General features: G+C 44.5%; 15 protein-coding genes. 12 read left to right on the top strand and 3 right to left on the bottom strand.

Annotated elements, in window-relative coordinates; genetic code table 11:
* Window positions 1-168 precede the first annotated feature (168 nt).
* A complete protein-coding gene (fur, locus tag BM293_RS02530) occupies window positions 169-597 on the top strand; it encodes a ferric iron uptake transcriptional regulator (RefSeq protein WP_093446577.1) in 429 nt (142 codons plus the stop codon).
* Between the two features lie 13 nt (window positions 598-610).
* On the opposite strand, the gene recN is transcribed toward fur, so the two are convergent.
* A complete protein-coding gene (gene recN, locus BM293_RS02525; protein WP_093446575.1) occupies window positions 611-2,281 on the bottom strand; it encodes a DNA repair protein RecN in 1,671 nt (556 codons plus the stop codon).
* Complete coding sequence (locus BM293_RS02520; RefSeq protein WP_093446574.1) at window positions 2,281-3,156, bottom strand: NAD(+) kinase; 876 nt, start codon at window positions 3,154-3,156, stop codon at window positions 2,281-2,283. Before BM293_RS02520 ends, recN begins: the two co-directional genes overlap by 1 nt.
* A 164-nt stretch (window positions 3,157-3,320) precedes the next feature.
* Between BM293_RS02520 and grpE the strand changes: the two genes are divergently transcribed.
* The 11 genes from grpE to BM293_RS02465 all read left to right on the top strand — a co-directional run bounded on the left by grpE (window position 3,321) and on the right by BM293_RS02465 (window position 16,139).
* Window positions 3,321-3,935, top strand: coding sequence for a nucleotide exchange factor GrpE (grpE, locus tag BM293_RS02515; RefSeq protein WP_093446572.1), 615 nt, complete (start codon window positions 3,321-3,323; stop codon window positions 3,933-3,935).
* 101 nt (window positions 3,936-4,036) lie between these two features.
* Window positions 4,037-5,956: a molecular chaperone DnaK gene (gene dnaK, locus BM293_RS02510; protein ID WP_093446571.1), complete on the top strand. Its 1,920-nt coding sequence runs from the start codon at window positions 4,037-4,039 to the stop codon at window positions 5,954-5,956.
* 148 nt (window positions 5,957-6,104) lie between these two features.
* Complete coding sequence (gene dnaJ / locus BM293_RS02505; RefSeq protein ID WP_093446569.1) at window positions 6,105-7,250, top strand: molecular chaperone DnaJ; 1,146 nt, start codon at window positions 6,105-6,107, stop codon at window positions 7,248-7,250.
* Complete coding sequence (gene dapB / locus BM293_RS02500; RefSeq protein WP_093446568.1) at window positions 7,247-8,059, top strand: 4-hydroxy-tetrahydrodipicolinate reductase; 813 nt, start codon at window positions 7,247-7,249, stop codon at window positions 8,057-8,059. The genes dnaJ and dapB overlap by 4 nt, the downstream gene beginning before the upstream one ends.
* A gap of 201 nt (window positions 8,060-8,260) precedes the next feature.
* Window positions 8,261-9,397, top strand: a complete 1,137-nt coding sequence (gene carA / locus BM293_RS02495) for a glutamine-hydrolyzing carbamoyl-phosphate synthase small subunit (RefSeq protein WP_093446566.1) — start codon at window positions 8,261-8,263, stop codon at window positions 9,395-9,397.
* 30 nt (window positions 9,398-9,427) lie between these two features.
* The gene (gene carB / locus BM293_RS02490; RefSeq protein WP_093446565.1) at window positions 9,428-12,643 is read left to right on the top strand and encodes a carbamoyl-phosphate synthase large subunit; all 3,216 of its coding nucleotides are present in this window, start codon (window positions 9,428-9,430) and stop codon (window positions 12,641-12,643) included.
* A gap of 68 nt (window positions 12,644-12,711) precedes the next feature.
* Window positions 12,712-13,194, top strand: a complete 483-nt coding sequence (gene greA / locus BM293_RS02485; RefSeq protein ID WP_369793692.1) for a transcription elongation factor GreA — start codon at window positions 12,712-12,714, stop codon at window positions 13,192-13,194.
* Window positions 13,195-13,370: 176 nt separating this feature from the next.
* Window positions 13,371-13,697, top strand: a complete 327-nt coding sequence (locus BM293_RS02480) for a hypothetical protein (RefSeq protein WP_234968864.1) — start codon at window positions 13,371-13,373, stop codon at window positions 13,695-13,697.
* A gap of 92 nt (window positions 13,698-13,789) precedes the next feature.
* A complete protein-coding gene (locus tag BM293_RS02475; RefSeq protein WP_093446561.1) occupies window positions 13,790-14,608 on the top strand; it encodes a ferritin-like domain-containing protein in 819 nt (272 codons plus the stop codon).
* Window positions 14,605-15,504, top strand: coding sequence for an ROK family protein (locus BM293_RS02470; RefSeq protein WP_093446559.1), 900 nt, complete (start codon window positions 14,605-14,607; stop codon window positions 15,502-15,504). The genes BM293_RS02475 and BM293_RS02470 overlap by 4 nt, the downstream gene beginning before the upstream one ends.
* An 11-nt stretch (window positions 15,505-15,515) precedes the next feature.
* Window positions 15,516-16,139 (top strand): CBS domain-containing protein, encoded by a 624-nt coding sequence (locus BM293_RS02465; RefSeq protein WP_093446558.1) that lies wholly within the window; start codon window positions 15,516-15,518, stop codon window positions 16,137-16,139.
* Here the strand turns inward: BM293_RS02465 and trxA are convergent, their stop codons facing one another.
* The gene (gene trxA, locus BM293_RS02460; RefSeq protein WP_093446556.1) at window positions 16,140-16,508 is read right to left on the bottom strand and encodes a thioredoxin; all 369 of its coding nucleotides are present in this window, start codon (window positions 16,506-16,508) and stop codon (window positions 16,140-16,142) included. It abuts the gene before it with no gap.
* Window positions 16,509-16,527 lie beyond the last annotated feature (19 nt).

The following is a 16,527-nucleotide window of genomic DNA, read 5'->3' as shown; positions in this document are numbered from 1 at the left end:
TAATTTAAATCGGTTTGACGCTTTACTTGAATATCATTTACAAATAGAATCTTGCTGTAGAAGATTTGACACCATGGTAAGCTAAAATTTTATTTATTATAGACAAAAATGTGTTGAAGCTGAGTATTAGTATAAAATAATAACAAATCTCATAAGTGGAGTCTTTAAATGAGTGGTCATGAGTTAAAGCGTGTGGGTTTGAAAGTTACCTTGCCAAGACTAAAAATTTTGCAAATTTTAGAGTCAGCCGGTGACCAGCATCATTTAACCGCCGAAGACGTTTATAAAATTTTGATTGAGCAGGGCGAAGAGGTTGGTTTAGCAACGGTATATCGCGTGCTAACCCAATTTGAGCAGGCTGGGATTGTGCGCCGGTTAAATTTTGAAAATAATATTTCTGTGTTTGAATTAGATACTGGTGACAATCACGATCATTTAGTATGCTTAAAATCGGGCTTTGTTAAAGAGTTCGTTGACCCAGTTATTGAAGATCGCATTCGTGATATAGCCAAAGAAAACGGCTATAACCTGTGTAATCACAACCTAGTCATTTATGGAACGCTAGAGTCTGAAACACCTGAAGTTAATCGCAAGTAACATCTAAAGCACTTTAAAACGCTTTGGCCTGATTTAAGAGTTCTGATGCTAGGCCAAGCGTTTGTTCTGTAATTTCAATACCACCAATCATCCTCGCTATTTCTTGTGTTCTCGCCTCTGCCGTTAAGGGTTCCACTTGGGTTTGCGTTTCATCTTGAATATTTTGCTTGGCTACTTTGAAGTGATGGTTGCCATAGCTGGCGACTTGTCCTAAATGGGTGACAGCAAAAACCTGGCGTTGATGACCCAGTGTGCGCATTTTTTGACCTACAATTTCAGCGACTGCACCGCCTATGCCAACATCCACTTCGTCAAAGATTAGTGTTGCGGTGTGGCTCACTTGAGCGCAAGCGACTTGTATGGCTAAGCTTATTCGTGATAGCTCACCACCTGATGCAATTTTGTTCAATGGCTGTGCAGGTTGGCCTGGGTTGGTTTGAACAAGAAAGTTAATTTTGTCTTGACCGAATGCAGACAATGCGCTGGGTTCTAGTGCCACCTCAAAGCGTCCTTTAGCCATGCCAAGCGCCTGCATCGCACTAGTAATGGTTTCACCTAGAATGTTTGCGCTGTGTTGACGTGCATCACTTAGTGATTTGGATGCGGTTTGTAGTGAGCTGTAAGCCTTGTTAATTGCCGCTTCTAGTTCTTCTTGGAACTGGTCATGCTGAGTAAAAGCGGTAAGTTGCGTATTAAGCTCATCAAAGTAATCCGCAAGACCATTGGGGTCAAGGTGGTATTTTTTTGCTAAAGCATGAAGTTGGCCCAGTCGTGTATCAACCTCGTCTAACCGATAGGGGTCTAATTCAATTTTATCACTGTAATGGTGCAATTCACTGGCGAGCTCTTGCACTTCGATAAGTAGCGTCTCTAATCGTTGCTGTTGTTGCGCTAATTCCGGGCTATAGCCGGCCGCGCGCTCGATCTCGTGCTGTGCTTTGGTAAGAAAGCTAACGGTACTGTGTTCTCCATCTAGATGTTCAGCCGCATTTAAGCCAGCTGTTTTAATATCATTGGCGTGGGCAAGTGTGCGCTGCTCTTCTGCAAGCAGGTCAAACTCACCTACTAGCGGTTTGACTTTGGCAAATTCCTGTTGCTTGAATGTTAAAAGTTCAAGTTTGGCTTGCGCATCTTGTTGTTCGTCTTGGATTTGTTTAAGTTTTTGAGTCAGTTTATGCCAGCTAGTGAAGGCGGCTTTAACCGCAGATACTAGGGTGTTATGCTGACCAAATCGGTCTAATAGATCGCGTTGGGTATCAAGGTTTAGCAGAGCTTGGTGTTGGTGTTGACCATGTACGATGATCAGTTGTTGCCCCAGTTCTTTGAGTTTCGTTAGAGTGGTTGGGCGGCCATTGATGTAAGCTTTTGAGCGACCATCGGCGCGAACACTTCGTTGAATGATGCAATTATTGATTTGGTTTTCGTCGTCAAGGTCATGCTGTTGTAACCAGGCCTGCTGATCGGGGGCATCGCTCAAATCGAATTCGGCCGTCACGGTGGCTTTATTTTTGCCATGTCTGACTAGGCTAGAGTCGGCACGCTCACCCAGTATGAGTCCAAGGCCATCAAGTAAAATTGACTTACCAGCGCCTGTTTCACCGGTTAATACGCTGAGTCCCGGCTTAAAATCAAGTTCAAGCTGGTCAATAAGGGCTAGGTTTTGAATATGTAAATAGACGAGCATTATAGTTTTTCACCCCAGTGTAATTTAGCACGCAGTAGCCCAAAGTAGTCGTGACCACAAGGGTGAATAAGTTTAATAAAATGTTGATGTCTTTGTACGTGGGTACGATGGCGGGCATTGATCTCATAAGTGATTTGGCCGTCACATGTAATCCGTGCGATACCGCTACAGTTTTCATGGGCGCGTAATTCAATGTGACTGTCACCATCTACAACAAAAGGGCGATTACTCATGGTATGGGGATTGATAGAAACCAAGGATATTACGTTAAGGCTTGGATCAACAATAGGTCCTCCTGCTGAAAGTGCATAGGCTGTTGAACCTGTTGGTGTGGCAATGATCATCCCATCAGAACGTTGGCTTTTAAGAAAGCGGCCGTCAATGAAGGTTTCAAACTCAATCATTTTGGGTGCGTCAGGTTTATGAATCACTACGTCATTGAAAGCGAGGTGTTCAAATACTTTTTCATCAAGATCGTAAATAGTAACGCTGAGTAAATTACGATCTTCACAGTCATAGGTGCCATTCAATACATCTTCCATGGTGTTAAGCATGGTATCTGGTGAAACATCCGCTAAAAAGCCTAATCGGCCAAGGTTAACGCCTAAAATCGGTTTTTGTTGGTCAACGACAAAACGGGCTACATCTAAAAAGGTGCCATCGCCACCGACGACAATTGCCAGATCAAATTGACCAAGCATCGCCTCGCGGCTTAGCAAGGGCACACCGTAACGTTCAACAGGAAAATCTTGGCAGGATGTTTGATCTAGCAGTACTTTTTTATTGCGATCCTGAAAAAACTTGATGAGTTTATCAATGCTTTTCCAAGATTGAAAACCGTTGTATTTACCAAAAATTGCAATACGATCAAACATAATGAAACCTGCCGTTGTCTTTACTAATCTGAATTATAGCTGAAACTATCATGCTTTTAAGGCGTTAAAAATCGATCAGTAGAATATTTTGGCCGAGAAGGGTTGAAAGAGAAAAATAACCCCCCATATTGTTTATGAATTTTAATTAGTTGTAGGAGTCGTGCATGCAGCAGCCAGAAAACAAGACTGAGCAGCAAAAAAATCAAAGTGAGCTGTCAGATCAGTCAGAGCAGCAAGCGGTTGAAGAGCAGATGGATGAGCAAGATGCTCAAATTGAGCAGGATCATCAGCAGGCTTTTGATGACGCTGAAGACGAGTTTGATCCCATGGCTGAATTAGCGGCCGCGCAACAACAAGCTGCGCAACATTGGGATGCATTATTGAGATTACAAGCTGATATGGAAAACTTGCGCCGTAGATCGCGTATTGATGTTGAAAATGCACACAAATATGGTGTCGAAAAGCTCCTAAATGCATTAGTACCCGTTGCTGATAGCTTGGAGCTAGGTTTAGATGCGGCAAATAAACCCGAAGCCAATGCGGCGTCAATTCGTGAAGGGGTCGAAATGACCTTTAAACAGCTTTTAGATGTGCTGGCTGACTTCAATGTTGAACGCATTAATCCAGTGGGTGAGAAGTTTGATCCTCAAAAACATGAGGCGATGACGATGATTCCATCACCCGATCATGAAACAAATACCGTTGTAGAAGTGTTTCAGAAGGGGTATGCCTTAAATGAACGTTTGATTCGACCTGCGCGGGTTATTGTGGCCCAGTAAAAAAAATGGCTGTGCTGCTTGAAATAACCAAAACAGCACCTATTAAGTACACAAGAACAACATAAGCTTTTAAAGATTAAATTGAATTTGGAGATTAAAACATGGCAAAGATTATTGGTATTGACCTAGGCACCACTAACTCATGTGTGGCGGTCATGGAAGGCAAAGACATTAAAGTTATTCCAAACGCAGAAGGTGCGCGTACCACGCCTTCGATTGTGGCTTACACAAACGATGGCGAAGTGTTGGTCGGGGATTCGGCTAAGCGCCAGGCGGTAACGAATCCGAAAAACACCTTGTTTGCGATCAAGCGTTTGATCGGCCGTCGTTTTGAAGATAAAGAGGTTAAAAAAGACATTGGTATGGTGCCTTATGCGATTGTAGGTGCTGACAATGGCGATGCATGGGTAGATGTTGATGGCAAAAAAATGTCGCCGCAGGAGGTGTCTGCGCGTACCTTACAAAAAATGAAAAAAACCGCCGAAGATTACCTTGGGCATGAAGTGGCTGAAGCGGTTATTACCGTTCCGGCTTACTTTAACGACGCGCAACGTCAAGCGACCAAGGATGCGGGTAAGATTGCTGGCCTTGAAGTTAAACGTATTATCAACGAGCCAACTGCGGCGGCTTTGGCTTACGGTATGGATAAGGCGAAGGGCGACAGCAAAATTGCTGTCTATGACCTAGGTGGCGGTACGTTCGATATTTCGATTATCGAAGTCGCGGATTTAGATGGCGAAAAGCAAGTTGAAGTGTTATCAACCAACGGGGATACCTTCTTGGGTGGTGAAGACTTTGATAAGCAGATCATGGATTATTTGGTCGCGGAGTTTAAAAAGGACCAAGGTGTTGATCTAACCAATGATCCGCTAGCCTTGCAGCGTTTACGTGAAGCGGCTGAGAAAGCAAAAATTGAATTGTCATCGCGTGAGCAAACTGATATCAATCTACCCTACGTTACCGCCGATGCGTCTGGCCCTAAGCACATGAACATCAAAATTACTCGTGCGAAGTTTGAATCATTGGTCGAGGATTTAGTGGCACGTTCGATTGAGCCTTGTAAGATTGCACTTAAAGATGCTGGTTTATCAGCGTCTGAAATTGATGATGTTATTTTGGTTGGGGGTTCAACACGTGTGCCGATGGTGCAAGCACGTGTAAAAGAATTTTTTGGCAAAGAGCCTCGTCGTGATGTTAATCCGGATGAAGCGGTGGCAATGGGTGCCGCGATTCAGGGTGGTGTGTTGTCTGGTGATGTGAAAGATGTGTTGTTGTTAGACGTATCGCCTCTGTCGCTGGGTATCGAAACTATGGGCGGCGTCATGACCAAGCTGATTGAGAAAAACACCACGATTCCAACACGTAAGTCACAGGTATTCTCAACCGCTGAAGATAACCAAACGGCGGTAACGATTCATGTGTTGCAAGGTGAGCGTGAAATGTCATCAGGCAACAAGTCGTTAGGCCAGTTTAATTTGGAAGACATTCCACCGGCTCAGCGTGGTATGCCGCAAATCGAAGTGACCTTTGATATTGATGCTAATGGTATCTTGAATGTGTCAGCGAAAGACAAGGCGACAGGTAAAGAGCAAAACATTACGATTAAAGCTTCTTCAGGTTTAACCGATGAAGAAGTTGAACGTATGGTGAAAGATGCCGAAGCGCATGCGGAAGAAGATCGTAAAATGAAGGAGCTGGTTGAGGCGCGTAACCAAGCAGATGGAATGATTCATGCTACTCGTAAAGCCATGACGGATGCTGGTGATGATCTTGACGCAGCTGAAAAGGATGCGATTGAAGCGGCCATCAAAGATGTTGAAGAAGCGATGAAAGGTGATGATAAAGCTAAAATCGATGAAAAGGTACAAGCTTTAGCCGCCGCATCGCAGAAAATGACTGAAAAAATGATGGCGAAGCAACAGCAGCAAACCGCAGGCGCTGAGCCAAATACTTCTGATAATGCAAAACAAGATGATATTGTGGATGCAGAATTTGAAGAAGTGGATGATTCGAAAAAGTAATTCAAACTTAATTTTTTAAATTAGTGTAATGAGGCAACGGCTCGAATGAGCCGTTGTTTTTTGCACAAGTTACTAGCTTGAATAGATGCTGAGTCGTCTATTGAACCTATTAACTTTACATTGAGCCAAGCAGCAGAAGACAGCAACTATGAGTAAACGAGATTATTACGAAATATTATCCGTCGCACGTAACGCTACCGAGCAGGAGATTAAAAAAGCCTATCGGAAATTAGCGATGAAGTATCATCCAGATCGAAATCCGGATGATCCAGATGCTGATTCTAAGTTTAAAGAAGCAACTGAAGCCTATGAAGTGTTAAGTGACCAGCAAAAGCGGGCGGCTTATGACCAGTTTGGTCATGCTGGCGTGCAAGGCGGTGCTCAGGGCGGTGGTTTTGGCGGCGCAGGCTTTGGCGATGCATTTAGTGATATTTTTGGCGATATTTTCGGTGGTGGTTTTGGTCGTCGGGGTCCTCAGGCCGGTGATGATATGCAGTACGACTTGGAAATTACCTTAGAGCAAGCGGTTAATGGTACTGAAGTTGATATTCGTATTCCCTATGAGGATACTTGTGATGCTTGTGGTGGCTCAGGCGCAGAGCCAGGCACATCGGCTCAAACCTGTCCAACTTGTGGTGGAGAGGGACAGGTTCGTATCCAGCAAGGTTTTTTCTCGGTGGCACGCACCTGTCCAACTTGTCATGGTCGCGGTAAGATTATTAAGTCCCCTTGTAAAAAATGTCGTGGCGAAGGTGTGCTCACTAAGCACAAAACCTTGTCGGTGAAAATCCCCGCCGGCGTGGATAGTGGCGATCGTATTCGTTTACAAGGTGAAGGAGGGCTGGGCGAAGCAGGTGCGCCACGGGGTAATTTGTATGTTCGGGTGCGCGTCAAGCGTCATGCTATTTTTCAGCGTGATGGCGACACGCTTTTCTGTGAGTTACCTATTTCCTTTGCAACGGCGACCTTGGGCGGCGAAATTGAAGTGCCTAGTTTAAATGGCAAAGCGCGTTTGAAAATACCGGCGGGTACCCAGTCAGGACAACGCTTTAAGTTGGCTGGCAAAGGGGTGAAGTCTGTTCGTTCGAGCCGGGTTGGAGATCTAATCTGTGAAGTGAATATTGAAACGCCGGTTAAGCTAACCAGTGAGCAAAAGGCGTTATTGAAAGCCTTTGATGATAGTTTGCATGGTAAGCATGCTAAACATAGCCCAAAATCTCACTCATTTTTTGATGCAGTAAAATCTTTTTTTACAAGTGATGATAGTGAAACAACGAATAAGGATAAAAAATGAGTGAGCTAAGTCGCATAGGTATTTTAGGCGCATCAGGCAGAATGGGTAAATATTTGATTGAAGCAACCCTAGCGGCACCAAATTTGGTGCTGGGTGCAGCAGTTGAACGTCCCGGTTCGTCTTTGGTGGGTGTGGATGCTGGAGATCTTGTGGGTGCAGGTCCACAAGGGGTTAAAGTTGTTGATAATCTAGCTGACGTATTAGATGATTTTGATGTTTTGATTGATTTTACTCGCCCTGAAGTTACTTTGCAGGCACTAGGTTTATGTGTCCAAGCTAATAAACGTATTGTTATTGGTACCACTGGATTTGACGAAGAGGGGTTGGCTGCGATTGATGATGCCGCCACTAAGATTCCGGTTGTGTTTGCCCCGAATATGAGCGTGGGTGTGACCTTAACCTTAAAGTTGCTAAAAATGGCGGCAGAAGTGCTTAATGAAGGCTTTGATATTGAAGTGGTTGAAGCGCATCATCGTCATAAAATTGATGCACCCTCTGGCACGGCCTTGCGTATGGCAGAAGTGGTAGCTGACACGCTGGGGCGAGAGCTTAAAACCTGTGCAGTCTATGGTCGTGAGGGTAACACCGGCGAGCGTGACCCGAATACGATTGGTTTTGCCACCGTGCGTGCCGGCGATATTGTCGGTGACCATACCGTGATGTTCGCCGGAATTGGGGAGCGTGTTGAAATTACGCATAAGGCATCGAGTCGGATGACTTTCGCTAAAGGTGCAGTGAGAGCTTGTGAGTGGCTCGGCTGTCAACCTAATGGTCTCTATGATATGCAAGATGTATTGGGCTTACGCTAGTTTTTGGAATAAGTGTGGATTTCAGCTAGACTTGAAAGGGCTTATCGATTAAAATTCGCTCAATTTGAAATTGATTTTATGACTCAAAATAAAAGGTTGGCATGAAGTCATCTTGTAGACATTATTTAGGACGGAGTTGACTCTTTGAAAGGAGTTAGCTCCGTTTTTTTATAAGCGAATTTAGACTTTTCGGGGCAAAACATGGAAGCATCAGCGTTACTGGCACTGGCCGATGGCACGCTTTTTTGGGGGCGTTCAATTGGTGCGCAGGGAGAATGTGTGGGTGAGGTGGTTTTTAATACCTCTATGACGGGGTACCAAGAGATTTTGACCGACCCGTCGTATTTTAAACAAATTGTAACTTTGACCTATCCACATATTGGTAATGTTGGTGTAAATGAAGAAGATACAGAGTCGCCGAATGTTATGGCGCAAGGTTTAGTTGTTAAAGATTGCCCAAGTTTAATAAGTAGCTTTCGTGCAACGCAAAGTTTGCCAGACTATTTGATTGAGCAGAATGTGGTCGCTATTGCAGACATTGATACCCGAAAGTTGACACGTATTCTTCGTGAAAAGGGCGCGCAAAATGGCGTCATCGTTGCTGGTGATAATATTGATGCTGATGCAGCTGTTGCCAAGGCGCAGGCTTTTGCTGGTTTGAGTGGCATTGACTTGGCCAAAGAAGTGACAACAGAAACAGCCTATCAATGGCATGAAGGAACATGGCAGCTTGGAAAAGGGCATATCGACCGTCAGGCTGAAGCAACATACCATGTTGTTGCCTTTGATTATGGTATCAAACGCAATATTTTACGGATGCTTGCCGATCGAGGTTGTCGTGTAACAGTTGTGCCTGCTAAAACGACGGCTGCCGACGTTCTGGCAATGAATCCTGATGGCGTGTTTTTATCTAATGGCCCTGGTGATCCTGCCCCATGCGATTATGCGATAACGGCTATCCGCGAAGTCTTGGCAGCACAGGTGCCGGTATTTGGTATTTGTTTAGGCCATCAGTTGTTGGCATTAGCAGCGGGTGCGAAAACTTTAAAAATGAAATTTGGTCATCACGGTGGTAACCACCCGGTTCAAGAACTTGATACAGGTCGGGTGATGATTACGTCACAGAACCATGGTTTTGCCGTTGACCCAAATAGTTTGCCGGCCAATGTTAAAGTGACGCATAACTCTTTGTTTGACGGCTCGTTACAGGGTATCGCATTAACCGATAAACCTGCTTTCAGTTTTCAAGGTCACCCAGAAGCTAGCCCAGGACCACATGATTTAGCACCGCTATTTGATCAGTTTATTGCCCAGATTAATCAGTACCGTTCGGCCTAAGCGTTAAAGGTCACGAATTAAGGAATTGCCATGCCAAAAAGAACAGACATAAAAACGATTCTAATTATTGGTGCCGGTCCGATCATTATCGGCCAGGCCTGCGAGTTTGATTATTCGGGTGCTCAAGCCTGTAAGGCGTTAAAGGAAGAGGGCTTCCGGGTAGTGCTGGTTAACTCAAATCCAGCGACGATCATGAGTGACCCAGATTTAGCTCATGCCACCTACATCGAGCCAATTACTTGGCAGGTCGTAGAGAAAATTATCGATAAAGAGCGTCCAGATGCGATTTTGCCGACCATGGGTGGGCAAACCGCCCTTAACTGCGCGTTAGATTTAGCGCACAACGGAGTATTAAAAAAATATAACGTTGAACTAATCGGTGCAAGTGAAGATGCTATTGATAAAGCCGAAAACCGTGATCGATTCCGTCAGGCGATGACCAAAATTGGTTTGGATATGCCTTATTCAGAGGTTGCGCACAATCTTGATGAAGCTTGGCAAATTCAAGCTAAAGTAGGTTTTCCAACCGTTATTCGTCCTTCGTTTACCTTGGGTGGTTCAGGCGGGGGTATTGCTTACAACCGTGAAGAGTTTGAGCAAATTTGTAAGTTTGGTTTAGATTTATCACCGACGAACGAATTATTGATTGAAGAGTCCATCTTAGGTTGGAAAGAATATGAGATGGAAGTTATTCGCGACAAGAAGGATAACTGTATTATCGTCTGTTCAATTGAAAACTTTGATCCTATGGGGGTGCATACCGGTGACTCGATTACTGTTGCACCTGCGCAAACCTTAACGGATAAAGAATATCAGATTATGCGTAACGCCTCACTGGCTGTACTGCGTGAAATCGGGGTTGAAACGGGCGGTTCGAACGTTCAGTTTGCGTTAAATCCTGAGACGGGTCGGATGATTGTTATTGAGATGAATCCACGTGTATCTCGCTCTTCAGCGCTAGCATCTAAAGCAACGGGTTTCCCGATTGCTAAAGTGGCGGCTAAATTAGCCGTGGGTTATACGCTTGATGAGTTAAAAAACGATATTACCAACGGTGCGACACCGGCGTCGTTTGAACCGTCAATCGATTATGTCGTGACTAAATTGCCACGCTTCACATTTGAAAAATTCCCGCAAGCTCAGGCGCGCCTATCAACTCAAATGAAGTCGGTTGGTGAAGTGATGGCGATGGGTCGGAACTTTAAAGAGTCATTGCAAAAAGCCTTGCGTGGTTTAGAGACCGGCATGGATGGCTTAAATGAGATGATTGATTTTGCCACTACCGATGATAAGGAAGTGCGTGATATTTTACGTCGAGAGCTGCGTGATCCTGGCGCCGATCGCATCTGGTATGTTGCGGATGCGTTTCGTGCTGGCTGGAGCATAGAGCAGGTGTTCGATGTATCTAAGATTGATCCGTGGTTTTTGGCACAGATTGCTGAATTAGTGGAATCAGAACGTCATATTGTGGCTAAAGGTCTAGATGCACTTGAAGCAGACTTTTTAAAGCAACTCAAGCGCCAGGGTTTTTCTGACAATCGTATTGCGGCCTTACTAAAAACAGATAGTGCATTGGTTAGAAAGTACCGCCATACTTTGGGTATTCGCCCTGTCTATAAACGTGTTGATACCTGTGCGGCTGAATTTGCAACGTCGACAGCCTATTTGTATTCGACCTATGAGGATGAATGCGAGGCAGAACCCACTGACCGCGATAAAATTATGGTGTTAGGTGGTGGTCCAAATCGGATTGGCCAAGGCATAGAGTTTGATTATTGCTGTGTGCATGCCGCGATGGCACTCAGTGAAGACGGTTATGAAACTATTATGGTCAACTGTAACCCAGAAACCGTTTCAACCGATTACGATACCTCTGACCGCCTGTATTTTGAGCCTTTAACGCTGGAAGATGTATTGGAGATTGTTGCGATAGAACAGCCTAAGGGTGTCATCGTGCAATACGGTGGTCAAACGCCATTGAAATTAGCGCGGGATCTTGAAGCTGCGGGTGTGCCGATTATTGGCACGTCACCTGATTCAATTGATTTGGCTGAGGATCGTGAACGTTTCCAGCAATTATTAAATAAATTGAACCTGCGACAGCCACCGAATCGAACGGCGCGTCGTGAGGATGAAGCTATTACGCTGGCAAAAGAAATAGGCTATCCACTTGTAGTACGGCCTTCTTATGTATTGGGTGGCCGTGCAATGGAAATTGTATACTCCGAAGAAGACCTGCTACGCTACATGAAGTTTGCTGTTAAGGTATCTAATGATTCGCCAGTATTGTTAGATCGTTTCTTAGATGATGCGGTTGAGCTGGATGTGGATGCGATATGTGATGGCGAGCAAGTTGTTATTGGTGGACTGATGGAGCATATTGAGCAGGCCGGGATACATTCTGGTGATTCGGCTTGTTCATTGCCACCCTATAGTATTAAAAAATCAGTTCAGGATGAAATCAGGCACCAAGTCGCACAAATGGCGAAAGCCTTAAATGTGGTTGGGTTAATGAATACGCAGTTTGCCGTTAAAGGTGATGACATTTATGTGCTAGAAGTCAACCCGCGTGCGTCACGCACGGTGCCATTTGTTTCAAAGGCGATTGGGCACCCTCTAGCTAAAATTGCCGCGCGCTGTATGGCTGGGAAGTCCCTGGCTTCACAAGGGTTCACGGCTGAAGTGATGCCGAAGCATTACTCAGTAAAAGAGGCGGTGTTCCCGTTTATTAAGTTCTTGGGTGTGGATCCTATTTTGGGTCCGGAGATGAAATCGACCGGCGAGGTTATGGGAGTAGGCGCAAACTTCCCGCAAGCTTATGCTAATGCACAGTTAGCGGCGAGTACCATTTTACCGAGAGAAGGTAGGGCTTTCTTAAGTGTGCGAAAAGCGGATCGTGTGAAGGTGATTGAGCTAGCAAAAGCATTACTGGCTAAAGGATTTAGCATTGTTGCTACAAGGGGTACGGCGAATTCGTTGCAAGCTGCTGGGATTGATTGTGAACTGGTCAATAAGGTTGCAGAAGGGCGACCCAATATTGTCGATGCGATTAAAAACGAGGAGATTCAGTTAATCGTGAATACGTCAGATGGCTCGGTCAGCATCAAAGATTCTTCAGGTATTCGACGTGAAGCCTTAATGCATAAGGTTTGTTATACAACAACGATGGCAGGGGCGTTTGCAACTGTCGCTGCAATGGATTATTTGGATGATCAACCGGTTCATCGTCTACAAGATTTAAATTAATTTAACGACTATAATTGTTGTAGAAGCTGGTGTCTTAGGCACCGGCTTCTTTGCATTTTAAGGAGCAAATGACTATGCAAAAGCAACCTATGACCAAAGAAGGCGCAGATAAATTACAAGCGGAATTAAATCGCTTAAAAAAAGAAGAGCGTCCACGTATTACGCAAGCTATTGCGGATGCGCGGGAACATGGTGATTTAAAAGAAAATGCTGAATACCATGCAGCTAGAGAGCAGCAGGGATTAATTGAAGCGAGAATAAAGCATATTGAGGGTGTACTTGGTCACTCGCAAATTATTGATGTTACCCAAATTGAGGCCAACGGTAAGGTCATTTTTGGTGCGACGGTGAAGCTGCTAAATATTGATAATGATCAAGAAGTGCTTTATCGCATTGTGGGAAATGATGAGTCTGATGTTAAACAAAATAAAATTTCTATTAACTCACCTATTGCCCGAGCGCTAATTGGCAAGTCAGAGGGCGATGAGGTTGTGGTTCAGGCACCAAGTGGCAATATTGATTATGAAGTTTTAGAGGTGCTCTATCTTTAATTTATTCATAAGTTAAATTAATAAGGAAACGTTAATATTCTATTTGGTTAAGACTTGCAATTTGATCAAAAAGCAGCGAAAATTAACAACGCTAGAGAGGCAAACCCTATTTGGAGTAATCGATGAAGCAATTAACTCTTAAAGCTTTGTTACTGTCTGGTGTTGCAGCATTTTCTATGAATGCACATGCTGCATCAGTCTATGATCAGTGTATTGCAGATGCAAAACTATTGATCGAGGCGGGTATTCAAGGTGGTAATACTGCAGCGCGTGAAGTACAGCAGGCAACTACTGTACAACAATGTCGCGAAGAACTGACTCGCATGGAAGTTGCGTATGAAAGCCAATGGCGCTATGAAAAAGACGGTAAAGAGTATGTTCGTGCTCCTTACTCAGTTATGACTCCTGAAGATCGTTTAAAGTGGGCTACCCTTTTTAACGCGATCGACACGAAGAACTTCATGGGCGTTCGTTACCTGATGGCAGTTTACTATCGTCAATAATATTGACACTAGGTGATGCATCTCAAAAAAGCCGACTTTGTCGGCTTTTTTTTTGTGCGTACTACAGTGTCTAATTTTTAAAAGGGATCAATGTGTCTTTTTTTGAGCAGGTACACCAGTGTTTGGTAGCCGTAGATCTAGAAGATAAGCTTAAGCGGCTTGATTCGCTTGTTGTCGACTGGAGTGAGGGCCAAACTGACTTTTTGCCAACAAACTATATTGAGCGTATTGCTGATCCTGGCCGTCCTGCACGACCCAAGCTGGTGCTACCCAAAGATTTAATGCGCCGTCGATTAGGCTCGCCAGAAGGGCATGCTGCTCTGATGCACGCTATTGCACATATTGAATTTAATGCCATTAATTTAGCCTTGGATGCGCTGTATCGTTTTCAGGATATGCCACGAGACTATTACGCTGATTGGTTGGGTGTTGCTACTGAGGAAGCCTATCATTTTCAGATGATTCGTGAGCACTTAGCTAGATTGGGCTATGAGTATGGCGATTTTACAGCTCATAATGGTTTATGGTTAACTACCTACGAGACAGATCATGATCCTTTAGTTAGGATGGCAATGGTTCCTCGCACGCTTGAAGCAAGGGGCTTAGATGTTACCCCGGATATGATTAAAAGATTACGAGCCATTGGTGATCATCGTGGCGTTGAAATATTGAAGATTTTACTGCGTGATGAAATTGGACATGTTGCTGTGGGTACGCGTTGGTTTAGGTACTTGTGTCAACAGCAAGGTCTGAATCCTTTTGACGCTTTTCAGTCTATTCTTGATCAGTATTTTCATGGTGATATTCGTGGCCCTTTTAATTACCAAGCGCGTGCAGAAGCTGGCTTTTCGAGTGAGGAGATTGCTTGGTTAAAAGCGATGGAAGCGCAGACTTTTGAGAAGTCGTCATGAATATCGGTATCGATTTAGGTGGTACCAAAATAGAAATTGCGCTGGTGAATAGTCAGCATGAGATTATTTATCAATACCGTGAACCGACTATTAGAGGGAACTATGCTGACACCTGTCAGCAACTTATTAAGTTAATTGCGCAAGTGGAGCAGACGCATAACCTGTTCAGTTTACCTATTGGGATTGGTATACCCGGTAGTATTGCTAAACAATCTGGTTTGGTTAAAAACGCTAATTCAACCTGGTTAAATGGTCAGCCATTGTTGGCTGATTTGAATCGTGCACTTGGTGGACGTGTGCGGATTGCCAATGATGCCAATTGTTTTGCTTTGTCGGAAGCTTTGTTTGGTAACGCAAAGCACGCAGAATCGGTATTTGGCGTGATTATTGGTACAGGCTGCGGTGGTGGTCTTGTTATCAATGGTCAATTAATTAATGGTGTTAATGGCATTGGCGGTGAATGGGGTCATAACGCCATGCCCTGGGTGGACGATGGCAGTCTGGTGAATTGCTATTGTGGCTTACAAAACTGTATTGAAACCTATTTATCAGGTCCCGGTTGGCTGGCACGCAGCCAACGTCGCTATGGTGTTGATTGGGTCGATGCTAAAGCTATTTATCAAGACTTTAAGCAGGGTGGTGTTCAGGCGCAGTCTGCATTTGATGATTATGTTTTTAACCTAGCTAAAGGTTTAGCAAGTATTATAAATATCTTTGATCCAGAGGTTATTGTCTTGGGAGGTGGCTTAGGGCAAATGTTAGAGCTTTACGATCGGGTTCCAAACGTTTGGCAAAATTGGGTATTTAGCGACCAGATAGATACCAAGCTTATTGCGCCAAAGCTGGGTGACTCAAGCGGTGTATTGGGTGCTGCAGGTCTTTGGCCCTTTAAATAGTAGGTGAGCGTATGTTTATCGTTTATAGTCCGGAAGGGCGGCAAAGTCTTGCAACGCGATTTGAGCGTCCGGTTAGTCTAAAAAAAGTTGTGCAGCCAAGTGAGGTTCAATTAAACAAAACGTTTTTAGAACAAGCCGCAGATAATCGACAGCAAGGTGAAACGCAAAAGCCATCCCCTCAAATAGCGGCCTATCAAGAAACCAAAGCGGTTGAGCATGATCACCATTTGGTGGTTAAGGCGTTTGAGATAATGAGTCAACCCGTGGTAAGTCTAGGTGATGACGCTAGTCTGGAGCAGGCTTGGTCGCTAATGCAGCAGCAAAAGGTACGTCATTTGCCGTTACTTCATGACCAGCGGTTAGTTGGCATAATTTCTGACCGTGATTTATGGCAACATCATAATCTAGGCGAGCTTTGGTCAACAGAACCGGGATCGGTCATGTGGCATGCTCATCGGCAGGTCATTACGACACACCCTGATGCCGATATTCGTCATATTGCTTGGGTTATGGGTGAGTATAAGGTAGGTGCGTTACCTGTTATGAATGATGATGACGCATTGTTGGGTGTTATTACAAGAACGGATTTGATTGTGCGTTTAGCCAATCAACCCGCCTTGGAGCTCTATGCCTAATTATTGCTGTTGTTGCATTTCGGCAACGTCAGCATGAACCTTAGCCATGTCTAGATTTAGCATTTCTTGAATGCCTTGTTCAAAATTGCTGGCAGGTAAGGCGCCAGGATTAGCATAAACCACGACTTTTTCTCGCATAAAAGCCAGTGTTGGAATAGAGCGAACTTGAAACATGTTGGCGAGATCGGGCTGTTCTTCAACATTAACCTTGGCAAACATGATGTTGGGGTGCTGTTCTGCAGCCGCTTCAAAAACAGGGGCGAACTGTTTGCATGGACCGCACCATTCAGCCCAAAAGTCAAAAATAATCATCTCGTGTTCTGCAATAAATGTATCAAATGCTTCAGCGGTTAGGTTCACTAAGGCCATACTTTTCTCCTCATTTTAT

Source organism: Thiomicrospira sp. ALE5 (genome assembly GCF_900112445.1).
Lineage (GTDB): Bacteria > Pseudomonadota > Gammaproteobacteria > Thiomicrospirales > Thiomicrospiraceae > Thiomicrospira.
The sequence above is the reverse complement of the archived record's forward strand: the minus strand, read 5'-3'. Positions and strand labels throughout refer to the sequence as shown.